This is a genomic window from Salinispora fenicalii, from assembly GCF_000514815.1.
Classification (GTDB): Bacteria; Actinomycetota; Actinomycetes; order Mycobacteriales; family Micromonosporaceae; genus Micromonospora; species Micromonospora fenicalii.
In genome coordinates, this window is sequence record NZ_AZWQ01000008.1 from 145324 (window position 1) to 159437 (window position 14114).

The window sequence follows — 14114 nt, forward strand, 5'->3', positions numbered from 1 at the left end:
GGGGTGCGTGCGGGGCACGCAGGCCATCCTCGCAGGTTGACGCGGCGACCGTACGGTTGTGGGCGGACGCCGACACGACCAGCGCCGGGAACCGTCGGGGTTCCCGGCGCTGGTCGGGTCTGGCGAGTTAACTCACCGGCGCTTGCGGATCTCCTCAGCGGTCTGCGGTACGACCTTGAACAGGTCGCCCACGACGCCGAAGTCGGCGAGCTCAAAGATCGGCGCCTCACCGTCCTTGTTGACCGCGACGATCGTCTTTGAGGTCTGCATACCGGCCCGGTGCTGGATCGCGCCGGAGATGCCGAGCGCGATGTAGAGCTGCGGGGAGACCGTCTTGCCGGTCTGACCCACCTGGAACTGGTGCGGGTAGTAGCCCGAGTCGACGGCGGCACGGGATGCGCCGACGGCACCACCGAGCAGGTCCGCTAGCTCCTCGACGAGCTTGAAGTTGTCGGCGGTGCCGACCCCACGCCCACCGGAGACGACGACCGACGCCTCGGTCAGCTCCGGACGGCTGCCCTTCTGCTCGGCGACCCGGTTGACGACCCGGGCCAGCTTGTCGGCGGCCGGGACCGAGACGGTGAGCTGCTCGACGGCCGGGGTGGCCGCGGCCGGTTCCGGGGTGATCGAGTTCGGCCGAACGGTAACCAGCGGCAGGCCACGGGTGACCTTGGACTTCACGATGGTGGAGCCGGCGAAGACGACCTGCGTCGCGGTGCCGTCGGCGTCCAGTGCGACCGCGTCGGTCAGGATGCCGTTGTCGAGCTTCACCGCGAGCCGAGCCGCGATCTCCTTGCCCTCCTGGGCGGAGGCGAGCAGCACGGCGGCGGGCTGCACGCGGGTAACCAGCTCAGCCAGGACGGTGGCCTTGGGCGAGACCAGGTAGTCGTCGATCTCCGCACTCTCGGCGGCGTAGATCTTCGCTGCCCCGTACTCACCCAGCTTCGCGCTCAGCGCCTCGGCAGCGCCGGGGCCGCCGAGCACGACCGCGCTGGGCGTGCCCAGGCCACGGGCGAGGGTGAGCATCTCCAGGGTGACCTTCTTGACGCCGAATTCCCGGGTGGCTTCGACGACGACGAGAACCTCAGACATGTTCAGACCTGCTCTCACACGAACTTCTCGGTGGCGAGGAACTCGACCAGCTGCGTGCCGCCGGCGCCCTCGTCGGTGACCTTCGTGCCGCTGGAGCGCGGCGGGCGCTTGCTGTGCTCCAGCACAGCGCTGGTCGCGCCGGCGCGGCCCACCTCGGCCGGGGCGACACCGAGGTCGCCCAGGGGCAGGGTCTGCACCGGCTTCTTCTTGGCGGCCATGATGCCCTTGAAGGAGGGGTAGCGCGGCTCGTTGATGGTGTCCCAGACGGAGACCACGGCGGGGGTCTCGGCGGTTACCACCTCGTAGCCCTCCTCGGTCTGCCGCTCGATGGTGAGCGTGCCGCCGTCAACGGTGAGCTTACGAGCACCGGTCAGCGCGGCGACGCCGAGCCGTTCGGCGATCATGTGCGGCAGGACCTGGACCCGGCCGTCGGTGGACTCGGCACCGCAGAGCACCAGATCGGCGTTCAGCTGCCCGAGCGCGGCGCTGAGCACCTTGGAGGTGGCCACCGCGCAGGACCCGGCCAGGGCATCGTCCAGGACGTGTACGGCCTTGTCGGGGCCCATGGAGAGCGCCTTGCGGATCGACTCGGTCGCCTGGTCGGGCCCCATGGTCAGGATGGTGACCTCGCCGCCGTGCGCCTCCTTGATCTTCAAGGCCTCCTCGATGGCGTACTCGTCCATCTCGTTGATGACGTTGTTCGCCGAACCGCGGTCGATGGTGTTGTCGTCAGTACGCAGGTTGCGGTCCGCGCCCGAATCGGGCACCTGCTTGACGAGTACGACGATATTCATCGCGCTTCGACGACCCTCCTGTATTTGGTGCGATTCGCTCGCCCGGTCTGGGGCGCAGCCTCCCGCGTAACTCAACGCGCGGTCAACCGCGGACGCTGTGCGGTTGCCCACGACATCATGTTACCCACAAGTAGCTTCGAGCTCCGGAGCCCGTATGGTGACACGGCTCACCAACACGGCTCAGGCCGGCTCCACCAGCGCACCCCGAATACGCTCGATCATCGCCGCCTCCTGCGGGGTGACGCCCCGGTGCGCCCCGGCCGCCTGGTCGGCAGCGGCCAATACCACCTCCCGGTAGGTCCGCACGTCCTGCGGAGACTTCTCCCGCAGAATCGCCACCGCCCGGGCCAACGCCGGAAGCACCACGGATTCGATCTCAAGCTCCGAATCACTCGGCAGTCGGGGCAGGGGACCACTGGTCAGCACCGCCTTGACCACCCCACTGGAGTCGGCCAGCGCGGCAGAGGCGGCGAAGCTCTCCCGAACCAACGCCAGCACACCGGGCTCCACATTCGACACAAGGGCGACCGCGCCGAAGGCGCCCGTCTTGAGAGTCAGCCGCTCCTCGGCCGTCAACCGCTGCTCCATGATCACGGAGTGTAAATGTCACGCCCTCCTTGGGGTGTGGCAACAACCACGGGTACGTCATGATGGTGTCATGGCTCGGCTGTACGTTCTCCTCTTCCTCGCGCAGGTCGTCCTCGCCGTCGTCGCGTTAATCAGCTGCCTCTCGGCCGAGGAGGGCGACATCCGCGCCCTGCCCCGGATCGCCTGGGTGCTGGTCATCCTCTTCTTCCCACTGGTCGGCTCGATCGCCTGGTTCGTGGCCGGCCGCGAGTCCAGAGTCGGTCAACCCGGGGCCGGTCGGCCGGCCGGCAACGGTCTCACCGGGCGCCGGCGCCGCCCGATAGCCCCGGACGACGACCCGGAGTTTCTCCGTTCGGTCGAGGAACGCACCCAGAACCGGGCCGACCAGGAGCTCTTCCGCCGCTGGGAGGAGGACCTGCGCCGCCGCGAGGACGACCTTCGTCGCCGGGACGGTGATCAGAAGCGGCCCGAGGCCTGACCCGCCTCAGGCGAGATTCGACGACCGGGGGTACGCGTCAGTCGGGTCAGTCACCACGTTGACCAGGTATGACACCCCGGCTTCGAAGGCCCGCCGCAGCGCCGCCCCCAGACCGGCGGCCTTCGTCACGGTCTCGCCCGCACCGCCCAGCGCCTGGACCACCTGGTCGTAACGCAACTCCGGCTGGAGGTCGGCGGCGACGTCGTAGCCGTACAGTGCCCGCATCGGATGCTTCTCCAGCCCCCAGATGCCGTTGTTGCCGACGACGATCACCACCGGGAGCCGCTGTCGGACCAACGACTCCACGTCCAGCAGGGAGAAGCCGGCCGCACCGTCCCCCATCAGGACGCAGATCTGCCGGTCGGGGTGGGTCACCCGAGCACCCATGGCGTAGCCCATCCCGGTGCCGAGGCAGCCGTACGGACCGGGGTCGAGCCAGGTGCCGGGCTGGGCGGGCTCCAGGTACCGGCCCGCGTACGAGACGAAATCACCACCATCGCCGATGGTGATCGCGTCCCGATCCAGTACCCGACGCAACTCGCCGTAGACCCGGGCGGGCCGGATCGGGTCGGTCTCCGCGGCCATCTCCGCGGCGTCGCGGGCGCGGGCGGCCTCCTCGGCGGCCCGCAACTCGGCGACCCACTCCGTGTGGTCGGCACGGTCGCCGGGGTGGTCGGCGAACGCGGAGAGGATCAGTCGCAGGTCGCCGGCGGGTGCGGCGGTCGGCTGGCGGTGTCCGGCGCGCTGAGCCGGCGCGTCCACAACATGCACCACCGCCGCGGTGCCGAAGTCGCCGAAGTTGAGCCGGAAGTCCAGCGGCGTGCCGACGACCACCACCACGTCGGCGTTCTGCAACGCCACCCGGCGGGACTTGGCGAAGGCGAGCGGGTGCTCCGGCGGCAGCGCGCCCCGGCCCATGCCATTGGTGAAGACCGGCACCGCAAGGGCCTCGGCCGCCGCGCGCAGGGCAGCAACGGCATCACCGGCGTAGACGTCGGAGCCGGCGATGAGCACGGGGCGCTGACCCCGGGCGATCAGGTCAGCGGCCTTCGTCACCTCCGCCGGGTCCGCCTCGATCGGGGCGATCGGAGCGACGGCGGGCAGGTCGGCGTCGGCCACCGAGAAGGCCACCTCCAGGGGGAGGTCCACAAAGACCGGGCCACGATGCGGGGTGAGCGCCGTGGTCAACGCGACGCTCACCACGTGGGGGATGTCCTCGGGGCGCGACACCGTCTCGGCGTGCTTCGTCACCGGGGTCACCAACGGCAGATGATCCAGCTCCTGGAGACTGCCCGCCCCCCAGCGAAACTGTGGTGCTCGCCCACCGAGCACCAGGATCGGTGACGCGTTGAAGAAGGAGCTGGTCAACCCGGAGATGCCGTTGGTGACCCCCGGTCCGGCGGTCAGCACGGCGAGGCCGGGGCGGCGCTGCAACTTCGCCACCGCCTCGGCCGCGAAGACCGCCGACTGCTCGTGCCGGACGTCATAGATCGGAAACCCGAGCTGGTGCGCGGCGTCGTAGAGCGGGAAGACGTGCCCACCGGAGAGGGTGAACATCTCCCGCACCCCGTGTGCTCGCAGTGCCGCAAGCGCGAGCGTTCCGCCGTGCCCCTCGATCCGCTCCGACATGACCAGCTCCCCTGCCCGCAGAAGGCCCGGACATACGCTACCGAGCGGTAGCCGGAATGGGAACGCCCCGGATCAACGTCCGGTGAAGTCCGGCTTGCGCTTCGCCACGAAAGCCGCCATGCCCTCCCGCCGGTCGTCGGTGGCGAACAGCGCCGCGAAGAGCTGACTCTCCCAGGCCAGGCCGGAGGTCAGATCCATCTCCAGGCCACCGTCGACCGCCAGCTTCGCCGCGCGCAGGGCCTGCACCGGCCCGGTCAGGTACGGCTGCACCAGGGCCACCGCGGCGGCGTAGACCTCGGCGGCGGGGACCACCCGGTCGACCAACCCGATCCGGAGCGCCTCCGCGGCGTCCACCATCCGGCCCGACATGATCAGATCCTTGGCCCGGGCCGGGCCGACCAGGCGGGCCAGCCGCTGGGTGCCACCGGCACCGGGAATGACGCCGAGCTTGATCTCCGGCTGGCCGAGCTTGGCGTTCTCGGCAACCACCCGCCAGTCGCAGGCGAGGGCCAACTCGCAGCCGCCGCCGAGGGCGTACCCGGTGATCGCGGCGACCACCGGCTTGGGGATCTGGGCGATCGCCCCCAGCGCGCTGGAGAGCGCGGCAGCCCGCTCGGACATGTCCACGTAGGACATGTCGGCCATCTCCTTGATGTCCGCCCCGGCGGCGAAGACCCGGTCCCCGCCGTACACGATGACCGCGCGAACGGCCGGGTCACCACCCGCCTGGCTCGCCGCGGCGCGCAACTCCTCCTGCACCTGGGTGTTCAGGGCATTCATCGGCGGTCGCTCCAACCGGATGGTGCCGATCCCGTCCTTGATCTCCAGCCGCACGAACTCGCCCACGCTGTCCCTCACTTCCTCGTCGAAGTCGCGTGCCAACCTTACGGCCCAGCCGCTTGGGCCGTAGTCTGGCGCCAGCCCCGGCACCCGGAGTTCCGCGATGGTCACGTATTACCACGATAAATCGATACAAGTCACCTCCACCGCTGTCCAGGTAGAGGGCCGGACCTTCCCGCTGGCCGAGATCAGCGCTGTGTGGCACCACCGTGGCAGCCGCTCCTGGCGCGTGCTGGCAGGCCGCGGCGCGATCGGCGCGGCCTTGGCCGGTCCGCTGGTCGCCGCTGTCGCCGGCATCGCGCTCGCGCTCTGGCTCGGCCGCTCCCCCACCATCACCATCGCCATCATCGGCGCCTCGGTGCTGGTCGGGCTCGCGGTCGGGCCGGTCGCCGACTTTCTCTTCGAACACCTGGACCGCTCCTACGCCCGGGGCAGCCGCCGACTGGAAATCTGGATCCGCTGGCAGGGCCGGCCGATGCTGCTACTGGCGACCGCAGACGCGCTGCGGTTCGGGCAGATCTACCGCGCCCTGCAGCGCACCATCGAAGCCGGCCAGTCGGCTCCCCAACCACCGCACCCCGCCCCGGCCGCGAGGTCGGACCGCTCCCGCGCCACTAGCCCGTAGCGGCGCAGCGCCGCAGCAGCGGCCCGCACCCGGCCCAGCCGGGCCGACCCACACCGACCGAACCCGGTTAGAGTTAATGATGACCCTCTATTACCGGGACGACGCGGTGCAGGTGACCTCCGAGGCGATCCGGTCGGGCGGGCTCTTGGTGCCGATAGCTGAGATCAGATACGTCTGGCACGCGAAAGGGCGAACCACCCTCGCCGTCCGCGGGCGGCTGCTCAGCCGCAGTGTCCTGGTGCTGCTGCTGTCGCTGCCGCCGCTGGCGGCAGTGGTCTGCGTACTCTCACTGGTCTGGTCGGCGCCGGAGCGAGGTTGGCTGCCGGTGTTACTCACCCTCGCCGGGTGCCTGCTGCTCGCACTGGCCGTGGCGCCCTTCCTGGAGATCCCGCTCGGCTGGCTGGACCGCTCCTACGAGCGGGGCAACCGCGTACACGAGCTGTGGGTGCAGGTGCAGGGCCGCGAACTACTGCTCCTGCGCACGCCGGACGCGCTCCGGTTCGGCCAGATCTACCGCGCCGTGCAGCGCGCCGTCGAACAGCAGACCTACGACCGGTGACCTCGCGGCCAGAACATCCCGCCCGGACTGCCGCGGCCACCACCCGCCGTGACCCTCGGCGCTGACGAGTCAGCCCGGTCGGTACAGCTCGTCGATCTCGTCCCGGCGAGGCAACGCCACCGAAGCGCCGAGCCGCCGGACACACGCCGCGCCGGCCGCCGTCGCCCACCGCGCCGCGTCCACCAGGTCGCGCCCCTCCCCCCAGCCGACCGCGAGCGCGGCCGAGAACGCGTCCCCGGCCGCCGTCGAGTCAACCGTCTCGACCGGCACCGCCGGGACCCGCACGCAGCCGCCATCCCGGTCGCCGTACCAGGTGCCGGAGACGCCGAGAGTGAGCACCGCTCGAGGGGTCAGCTCCAGTAATGCCTGTGGCTTGTCCCGACCGTGACCGGTGAACGTCTGCGCCTCGCTCTCGTTGACCACCAACACGTCGGTGGCGGCGAAGAGCTCCGGTGGCACGGTCCGGGCGGGTGCAGCGTTGAGCACCACGCGGGTGCCGGCGGCACGCGCCGCCACCGCCGCCTCGGTAACGGTCTCCACCGGGATCTCCAACTGGGCAACCAGCACATCCGCTTCACGTACGGCGGTCAGCTCCAGCTCGGTCAGCCGGGTCATCGTGGCGTTGGCGCCGGGACTGACCACGATGGCGTTCTCCCCCTCGGCGTTGACCATCACCAGGGCAACCCCCGAGGCGCCGTACACGACCCGCAGCTGGCTGGTGTCCACTCCGGCCGCGGTGATACGGGCGCGCAGGGTGACGCCGAAGGCGTCGGAGCCGATGGCGCCGAGGAACGTGCAGGCCGCACCGGCCCGCGCTGCCGCAATGGCCTGGTTGGCGCCCTTGCCGCCCGGCACCATGACGAAGTCCGTGCCGAGCAGCGTCTCCCCCGGTCGGGGCAGCGCCGCGGCGGTCGCCACGAGGTCCATGTTGGCGCTACCCAGGACAACCACCCGGGTCTGTGGCATCGAGCACCTCCGGTTGTGCGGGTTGGGGCTGCGGATCCCTACCCAGTTAGGGCCCGACGCGGGCCACGCCGTGGCTTAACCGGCGCGGGCGGTGTAGCGGTCGCCGTGCCGCTCAACCACCAGGGACAGCCCGAACGTCTTGCTGAGATTGTCCCCGCTGAGAACATCGGTCAGCAGGCCCTGCGCCACCACGGCCCCGTCGCCCAGCAGTAGCGCGTGGGTGAAGCCCGGCGGGATCTCCTCCACGTGGTGGGTGACCAGTACCAACGCCGGGGCTTCCGGGTCCGACGCCAGCTCCGCGAGCCGGGCCACCAGCTCTTCGCGGCCCCCCAGGTCAAGCCCGGCGGCGGGCTCGTCGAGCAGCAACAACTCCGGGTCGGTCATCAGCGCCCGGGCGATCTGCACCCGCTTACGCTCCCCCTCGGAGAGGGTGCCGTACCGGCGGTCGGCGAGGTCTCCGACGCCGAGCTGGCCGAGCAGGGATCGTGCCCGCGTCTCGTCGCCGCTGTCGTACTCCTCCCGCCAGCGGCCCACCACGGACCAGGACGCGGTCACCACCACGTCCACGACCCGCTCCTCGGTGGGGATCCGCTCGGCGAGGGCGGTGGTGGAGAGGCCGATCCGCGTCCGCAGCTCGGTCAGGTCAGTACGGCCAAGCTGCTCGCCCAACACGTGGGCGAGCCCGGCGGTCGGGTGCAGTCGACCACCGGCCAGGTTGAGCAGCGTGGTCTTACCGGCGCCGTTGGGACCGAGCACGACCCACCGCTCGTCCAGCTCGACCTGCCAATCAACGTCGTGCAGTAGGGCCGCACCAGCGCGACGCACGGTCACGCCGTCAAGGCTGACCACCAAGTCCGCGTCCACAGAAGCGGGGGCGGGGGCGGCACCGGAGGGGCCGGGGATCAAGGCACCAGTCACGACTCCATCCAACCACGCACCGGTGCGCCACACCCGGGCCCCCGAAGTCGAGATACCGGAACGAACACTGTCGATCGTCGGTCAGCTCGTCGTGGAGCCGAACACCTCGTCCCGAACGGCCTCCAGGGCGGTGTGCAGCGCGCCACGCAGGATCGGTTCCTCGGTCAGCCCGGTCGGCACCACCCGCGGCCGAACCAGGGCGATCGCCGCCACCTCCCGTTGCACTCTTTCGGCCAACGCCGCCCCACCGGCCCGACCGACCGCACCCGCCAGGACCACCAGCGGCGGATCCAACACCACACAAGTGCTCGTCACGCCGAGCGCAAGCCGACGGGCCAGCTCGTCCAGCATCGGGGCACCCGCCGCGCCGTCGGCGATCGCCGCGGAGACCCCGCCGGCCGCCGTATCGTCGCGATACCCGTACTCCTGGGCAAGCACGCGAACCGCATCCCCGCCGACGAGCTGCTGGAACGCGGGCTTCGTACGAGGGGCAGCGGCATGCGGGATCGGCACGCCAGGCACCGGCAGCCAGCCGATCTCACCGGCGGCGCCGGTGCTGCCGTGGTGCAGCCGCCCGCCGAAGACGATCGCCAGACCGATACCGGCGTCCACCCAGACCAGGACAAAATCAGCTATGCCCTGCGCCGCTCCCGACCGCGCCTCGGCCATCGCCACCAGGTTGACGTCGTTCTCGAAGACCACGCGGGTGCGCAGGTCGTCCCGGAGCGCGCCAAGCAGGCCGGCGTGCCACCGCGGCAGATTGAACGCGAAGGTGATGTCACCACTGGTCGGATCGACGAGACCGGGAGCGCCCAGGACGACCCGGCGTACGGTCGACAGCGGCGCCCCGGCGCTGCTCACGGCCGCAACGACGGCGTTGTGCACCACGCCGACCGGGTCATCGGTATCGCCAGTTGGCTGCTCGGAGCGACCGACCACGGCACCGGTGATGTCCGCACAGGCGGCGACCACCCGTTCGGCCCCGAAGTCCACCCCGACCACGTGGGCGCTGCCGGGACGGACGGCGTACAGCTGGGCGTTCGGACCACGCCCGCCCGCCTGCTCACCGACCCGGGTGACGAGACCCCGCTCCTCAAGCCGCTCCACCAGCTGGGATGCGGTCACCTTGGACAGACCGGTCAACTCGCCCAGCCGCGCTCGGGTCAGCGGACCCTGCTCCAGCAGCAACTCCAGCGCCGCGCGGTCATTGAGCGCCCGCAACAGGCGGGGAGTGCCGGGGAGCCGGGTCATAGTCATGCCAGTCCTCGAGGTTTCATCAAACTATCCACGCGCAACGACGAAAGAGGTAACCGTAGCGTAACGACCACCGATGAAACGGGTAACTGGCCGTACCGACAGAGCGACAGGGGAGTAGATGAAGCCGGATCCAGGAATTCGTCGGCTCGTGCTGGGCACCCTGCTCGCCGCGTACCCGGGCCCGGTCCCCCCACAGTGGGCCGTTGACCTCGTTGGCGACGGCCTCGCCGGGCACACGCTCTTCGGCACCAATGTGCACGACCCCGAACAGGTGGCGGCGGCCACCACCGCCCTCCGTGCCGCCCGGTCCGACGTACTGATTGCGATCGACGAGGAAGGCGGCGACATCACCCGCCTCGCGCACGCGACCGGAAGCCCGTACCCCGGGAATGCCGCACTCGGCGCGATCGGTGACGTGGCGCTGACCCGACGTGTCCACGAGGCCATCGGAGCGGAGTTGGCCACCCTCGGCATCACCGTCAACCTGGCCCCGGCCGTTGATGTCAACAGCGCCGACGAGAATCCGGTGATCGGCACCCGCTCCTTTGGCCACGATCCGGACCGGGTGGCCGCGCACGCCGCCGCCGCCGTAGCCGGCCTGCAACACGGCGGCGTCGCCGCCTGCGCCAAGCACTTCCCCGGCCACGGCGCCACGGTCGCCGACTCCCACCACGAACTACCCACGATCGACGCCCCGCTGACGCTCCTCCGCCAGCGGGACCTACCGCCGTTCGCGGCGGTGGTCGCCGCCGACACCCGGGCGGTGATGACGGCGCACATCCGAATCCCAACGCTGACCGGGGATGGACCGGCCACCTTCAGCCGGGCAGCCCTAGTTGAGCTTCTGCGCCACGAGTACGGCTTCACCGGTGCGGTCGTCACCGACGCCCTCGAGATGAAGGGCGCGGCATCGGCCGCGGGTGGGGTGGGCCCGGCCGCCGTCGCGGCACTTGCCGCCGGGGCGGACCTGCTCTGCATCGGCGCGCGGGTCGATGCTGGCCTGGTCGAGCAGGTCGCCAACGAGATCAGGACGGCGCTCACCGACGGCCGGCTGGAACGGGCCCGGGTCGAGGAGGCGGCCGGCCGTACCGCCGACCTCGCCGCCTGGACCCGGACTACGGGCCCGGCCGACGCCCTGCCCGCCCAACTCGGGTACGCCGCTGCCCGCCGCGCGGTCCGGGTGGAGGGCACGCTGACCCGGCTCGGCCGTCCCCTGGTGGTGCAGCTGCACGCCAACTCGACGATCGCCGAGGCACGCGTGCCATGGGGACTCGGCCCGCACCTCGCCGACGTCGAGCAGCTGCGGGTCGTCGCTACCGAAACGGATCCGGTGGCCCTGTGCCGGGTCGCCGGCGAGCGGACGATCGTCCTGGTCGGCCGACGGCTACACCTGCTGCCCGGCGCCGTCGACCTAGTGACGGCGCTCGCCGCGCAGCACCCGGTGGTGGTGGTCGAGATGGGCTGGCCCGGGCCGTGGCGGCCACCAGGAGTCGACGCCTTCGTCACCACGTACGGCGCCAGCCACGCCAATGGCCACGCCGCCGCCGAAGTCCTCGGGCTGACCGCCAGACCCACCTAGTACGCTCCGTCACCGCTTGCTTCGGCCGGTCGCACACCTTTACTGCAGGTCAGAGTCCAGTTTTCGACACACCAACACCTCCGATCACCCCTTGCCTACCCGTCGCCAAATACGTAGCGTCACAACTGCATCCGGCAATCGGCCCCGGGTGGCCAGCGGGGGGCCTGGGGGAAGGACGCGGACTGGGGTTCCGGCCCGGGAGCTCCGGTCCGCGCCCTACCCACTCCCGGGGCACGAACCGGCCGGCTCAGCCCGGGTAGACCCCGAACGACCGCCAGCCCCGGTCGGGGAACCCGGCCGCCTCTGCCACCCGGGCCGACGCCGCGTTCCGCCTACTGTGCAGGTACGTCGGCACCGCCCCCTCGGCGAGGACGTGGCGCGCCGCCTGGGCAACCAGCCGACGGGCCAGCCCCCGCCCTCGGGCTGCCGGGACGGTGCCCACCGCCAGTTCCCGGCCGTAGGCGTCATGGCACTTGACGCCGACCCCGGCCCGGTACCGGCCGCGGTCGTCACGTACCACCAGCACCGGCCGGTCGAACAGTCGAAGCCAGGGCGGCAGGCCGGGTGAGGTCGGCGGGATCCACTCCCCGACATCCGGCAGCGGTGCGGGGTCCTCGGTCCACCGAAACACGTCGTCGTGCACCACCCAGTCGGGGTGGCCGACAGCCGCCGGCAGGCCAGCGAGGAGCCGCCGGGACGAGCCCCGGGCCAGTTCCCGGACGGTGGCGACCCGTTCCGGTGCCACCGAGAGCACCTGGTGCTCCCCGGCGGAGACGGCGATCGCCGGCCGGAGCCGGCCGTCCCAGGCAGGCTGGTCCCGACGCCGGGTGGCGACCACGTGCAGACCGGGGCCAGCCGGCCACTGCCCCAGCCAGGTGGTCAGGTGCAGGTAGAGCCGCCGGCTGCCCATCGCCGCCTCCTCCGAGGTCTGCTCGCCGCGCGTCGTACTCCGCGTCCGGGGTGTCCCGCGGGTAGCAGATCACCGCCGCCGACGACGGCCGTAACCGCCTCGCAAGATCTTAAGCCGATCGTCGCGGCTACGCTGGGCAACGACGAGGGAGGCCCGGTGACGCAACGGGTGCTGGTCGTTGACGACGACCGAACAGTCAGTGATGTGGTCTGTCGCTATCTGATACACGCCGGCTACCAGGTGCGGCACGTCGGTGACGGCAACTCGGCGCTCGCCGCGGTCGCCGCCGAACCGCCGGACCTCGTCGTACTGGATTTGATGCTGCCCGGGCTCGACGGCCTGGAGGTGTGCCGGCGGCTACGGGCCAAGCCGGGCGGGGTACCCATCGTCATGCTCACCGCGCGCGGTGACGAGGCCGATCGGGTCCTCGGCCTGCAGCTGGGCGCGGATGACTACCTCAGCAAGCCGTTCTCGCCCCGGGAACTGGTGCTGCGGGTTGGGTCGGTACTGCGGCGCAGCGGTGAGCCCCGGACGGCGCCGGCCACCGTGCTCCGCGACGGCGCGCTCGTGGTCGAGACCGGCCCCCGGGTGGCCCGATTGCACGGCCACGAACTGACCCTCACCGTGCGCGAGTTCGACCTGCTGGCGTACCTGATGCGACACCCCGCGCGAGCGTTGGGCCGGGCCGAGTTGCTGGAGCGGGTGTGGGGCTGGAACTTCGGTGACCAGTCGACGGTGACCGTCCATGTCCGACGGCTACGGGAGAAGGTGGAGGCCGATCCCGCCAACCCGCGCCGAATCGTGACGGTCTGGGGCATCGGCTACCGATACGAGCCGACCGATGGGTGAACTAGCACTGATCTTCGCGTTCGCGCTCGGTCCGGCGCTCTGTGTCGGCGCGGCCGGCGCGCTCGCCCTGCGCCTGCTGCGCGGACGCTCGGTGACGGTACACATCGTCACCCTCCTGGTCGTCGCGGTGACCGCGATGGTGGCCGCGGTATCCATGGTCGCCAACGAGATGTTCCTCTCGGCGCATGACCGGAACGTGGTGCTGATCACGGTGGCGGCGGCGGCCCTGGTAAGCCTCACGGTCGGCTGGCTCTTCGGACGCCGTCTGGCCGCCGCCGCGGTCTGGGCGGACCAGGCCCGGCAGCGGGAACGCCAGATCGAACAGGGTCGGCGGGACCTCGTCGCCTGGGTGTCGCACGACCTGCGGACCCCGCTGGCCGGGCTGCGCGCGATGGCTGAGGCGCTGGAGGACCGGGTGGTCGACGATCCCGCGACGGTGAGCGAGTACCACCGCCGGATCCGGGTGGAGACCGATCGGATGACCCGGCTGGTGGACGACCTCTTCGAGCTCTCCCGAATCAACGCCGGCGCCCTGCGCCTGACCCTGTCGGCGGTGCCCCTGGGCGATGTCGTGTCGGACGCCGTCGCCAGCACCGCACCGCTGGCGGCCGCCTGCCGAGTCCGCCTGCTGGCACCCGACTCGGACTGGCCGACCGTACTGGCCAGCGAGCCCGAGCTGGCCCGGGTGGTGGGGAACCTCCTACTCAACGCCGTCCGCTACACGCCGTCGGAGGGGACCGTCCGGGTCGAGGCCGGGGCGGACACCGACTGGGCGTGGCTGGCCGTGGCGGACACCTGCGGCGGCATCCCCGAGGGGGATCTACCCCGCGTCTTCGAGGTCGCCTTCCGCGGCGAGCGGGCCCGCACCCCCCGCCCCAGCACCGGGGAGCTGGCCAGCTCCGGGGGGCTGGGACTGGCGATCGTACGGGGGTTGGTCGAGGCACACGGCGGTCGGGTGCAGGTCCGCAACACCACTAGCGGGTGTCGGTTCGAGGTCCGGCTACCCCTTCCACGGGCCGCCTAGTCCCAT

At 71.2% G+C, this 14114-nt stretch carries 15 protein-coding genes; 6 read left to right on the top strand and 9 right to left on the bottom strand.

Going from position 1 to position 14114, the window contains the following annotated elements; genetic code table 11:
* Nucleotides 1-132: 132 nt before the first annotated feature.
* From B116_RS0100660 to B116_RS0100670, 3 genes are all read right to left on the bottom strand, one after another.
* On the bottom strand, nucleotides 133-1092 hold the full coding sequence (locus tag B116_RS0100660; RefSeq protein ID WP_018723586.1) for an electron transfer flavoprotein subunit alpha/FixB family protein: 960 nt from the start codon (nucleotides 1090-1092) through the stop codon (nucleotides 133-135).
* 14 nt (nucleotides 1093-1106) lie between these two features.
* Nucleotides 1107-1886 (bottom strand): electron transfer flavoprotein subunit beta/FixA family protein, encoded by a 780-nt coding sequence (locus tag B116_RS0100665; protein WP_018723587.1) that lies wholly within the window; start codon nucleotides 1884-1886, stop codon nucleotides 1107-1109.
* Between the two features lie 180 nt (nucleotides 1887-2066).
* Entirely contained in the window at nucleotides 2067-2480 is a 414-nt protein-coding gene (locus B116_RS0100670; protein WP_027658902.1) for a hypothetical protein, read from the bottom strand.
* Between the two features lie 64 nt (nucleotides 2481-2544).
* On the opposite strand from B116_RS0100670, the gene B116_RS0100675 reads away from it, so the two are divergent.
* On the top strand, nucleotides 2545-2952 hold the full coding sequence (locus B116_RS0100675) for a PLD nuclease N-terminal domain-containing protein (RefSeq protein ID WP_018723589.1): 408 nt from the start codon (nucleotides 2545-2547) through the stop codon (nucleotides 2950-2952).
* A gap of 6 nt (nucleotides 2953-2958) precedes the next feature.
* Here B116_RS0100675 and B116_RS0100680 read toward each other — a convergent pair whose 3' ends face one another.
* Entirely contained in the window at nucleotides 2959-4581 is a 1623-nt protein-coding gene (locus B116_RS0100680) for an acetolactate synthase (RefSeq protein ID WP_027658903.1), read from the bottom strand.
* Nucleotides 4582-4653: 72 nt separating this feature from the next.
* Nucleotides 4654-5427 (bottom strand): enoyl-CoA hydratase/isomerase family protein, encoded by a 774-nt coding sequence (locus B116_RS0100685; RefSeq protein WP_018723591.1) that lies wholly within the window; start codon nucleotides 5425-5427, stop codon nucleotides 4654-4656.
* A 97-nt stretch (nucleotides 5428-5524) separates the two neighbouring features.
* On the opposite strand from B116_RS0100685, the gene B116_RS0100690 reads away from it, so the two are divergent.
* Both B116_RS0100690 and B116_RS0100695 read left to right on the top strand, forming a co-directional pair.
* Nucleotides 5525-6046, top strand: coding sequence for a DUF6232 family protein (locus B116_RS0100690; RefSeq protein WP_027658904.1), 522 nt, complete (start codon nucleotides 5525-5527; stop codon nucleotides 6044-6046).
* 79 nt (nucleotides 6047-6125) lie between these two features.
* Nucleotides 6126-6605 carry a DUF6232 family protein gene (locus tag B116_RS0100695; protein WP_026321966.1) on the top strand — a complete coding sequence of 160 codons (480 nt, stop codon included), beginning with the start codon at nucleotides 6126-6128 and terminating at the stop codon, nucleotides 6603-6605.
* Nucleotides 6606-6674: 69 nt separating this feature from the next.
* On the opposite strand, the gene B116_RS0100700 is transcribed toward B116_RS0100695, so the two are convergent.
* From B116_RS0100700 to B116_RS0100710, 3 genes are all read right to left on the bottom strand, one after another.
* Nucleotides 6675-7571 (bottom strand): ribokinase, encoded by an 897-nt coding sequence (locus B116_RS0100700; RefSeq protein WP_018723594.1) that lies wholly within the window; start codon nucleotides 7569-7571, stop codon nucleotides 6675-6677.
* A gap of 75 nt (nucleotides 7572-7646) precedes the next feature.
* Complete coding sequence (locus B116_RS0100705; protein WP_027658905.1) at nucleotides 7647-8522, bottom strand: ABC transporter ATP-binding protein; 876 nt, start codon at nucleotides 8520-8522, stop codon at nucleotides 7647-7649.
* Between the two features lie 48 nt (nucleotides 8523-8570).
* On the bottom strand, nucleotides 8571-9746 hold the full coding sequence (locus tag B116_RS0100710; RefSeq protein WP_027658906.1) for an ROK family transcriptional regulator: 1176 nt from the start codon (nucleotides 9744-9746) through the stop codon (nucleotides 8571-8573).
* A gap of 118 nt (nucleotides 9747-9864) precedes the next feature.
* Here B116_RS0100710 and B116_RS0100715 point away from each other — a divergent pair, with 118 nt between their 5' ends.
* Nucleotides 9865-11325, top strand: coding sequence for a glycoside hydrolase family 3 N-terminal domain-containing protein (locus B116_RS0100715; RefSeq protein ID WP_027658907.1), 1461 nt, complete (start codon nucleotides 9865-9867; stop codon nucleotides 11323-11325).
* A gap of 247 nt (nucleotides 11326-11572) precedes the next feature.
* Here the strand turns inward: B116_RS0100715 and B116_RS0100720 are convergent, their stop codons facing one another.
* Nucleotides 11573-12235: a GNAT family N-acetyltransferase gene (locus tag B116_RS0100720; RefSeq protein WP_018723598.1), complete on the bottom strand. Its 663-nt coding sequence runs from the start codon at nucleotides 12233-12235 to the stop codon at nucleotides 11573-11575.
* 156 nt (nucleotides 12236-12391) lie between these two features.
* Here B116_RS0100720 and B116_RS0100725 point away from each other — a divergent pair, with 156 nt between their 5' ends.
* Complete coding sequence (locus B116_RS0100725) at nucleotides 12392-13084, top strand: response regulator transcription factor (protein ID WP_018723599.1); 693 nt, start codon at nucleotides 12392-12394, stop codon at nucleotides 13082-13084.
* Nucleotides 13077-14108 (top strand): sensor histidine kinase, encoded by a 1032-nt coding sequence (locus tag B116_RS0100730; protein ID WP_018723600.1) that lies wholly within the window; start codon nucleotides 13077-13079, stop codon nucleotides 14106-14108. Before B116_RS0100725 ends, B116_RS0100730 begins: the two co-directional genes overlap by 8 nt.
* Nucleotides 14109-14114: the final 6 nt, after the last annotated feature.

Coding starts and splice junctions, on each gene's coding strand:
- B116_RS0100660 (WP_018723586.1), bottom strand. CDS start 1,092: ATGTCTGAGGTTCTCGTCGTCGTCGAAGCCACCCGGGAATTCGGCGTC.
- B116_RS0100665 (WP_018723587.1), bottom strand. CDS start 1,886: ATGAATATCGTCGTACTCGTCAAGCAGGTGCCCGATTCGGGCGCGGAC.
- B116_RS0100675 (WP_018723589.1), top strand. CDS start 2,545: ATGGCTCGGCTGTACGTTCTCCTCTTCCTCGCGCAGGTCGTCCTCGCC.
- B116_RS0100680 (WP_027658903.1), bottom strand. CDS start 4,581: ATGTCGGAGCGGATCGAGGGGCACGGCGGAACGCTCGCGCTTGCGGCA.
- B116_RS0100690 (WP_027658904.1), top strand. CDS start 5,525: ATGGTCACGTATTACCACGATAAATCGATACAAGTCACCTCCACCGCT.
- B116_RS0100695 (WP_026321966.1), top strand. CDS start 6,126: ATGACCCTCTATTACCGGGACGACGCGGTGCAGGTGACCTCCGAGGCG.
- B116_RS0100700 (WP_018723594.1), bottom strand. CDS start 7,571: ATGCCACAGACCCGGGTGGTTGTCCTGGGTAGCGCCAACATGGACCTC.
- B116_RS0100710 (WP_027658906.1), bottom strand. CDS start 9,746: ATGACTATGACCCGGCTCCCCGGCACTCCCCGCCTGTTGCGGGCGCTC.
- B116_RS0100715 (WP_027658907.1), top strand. CDS start 9,865: ATGAAGCCGGATCCAGGAATTCGTCGGCTCGTGCTGGGCACCCTGCTC.
- B116_RS0100720 (WP_018723598.1), bottom strand. CDS start 12,235: ATGGGCAGCCGGCGGCTCTACCTGCACCTGACCACCTGGCTGGGGCAG.
- B116_RS0100730 (WP_018723600.1), top strand. CDS start 13,077: ATGGGTGAACTAGCACTGATCTTCGCGTTCGCGCTCGGTCCGGCGCTC.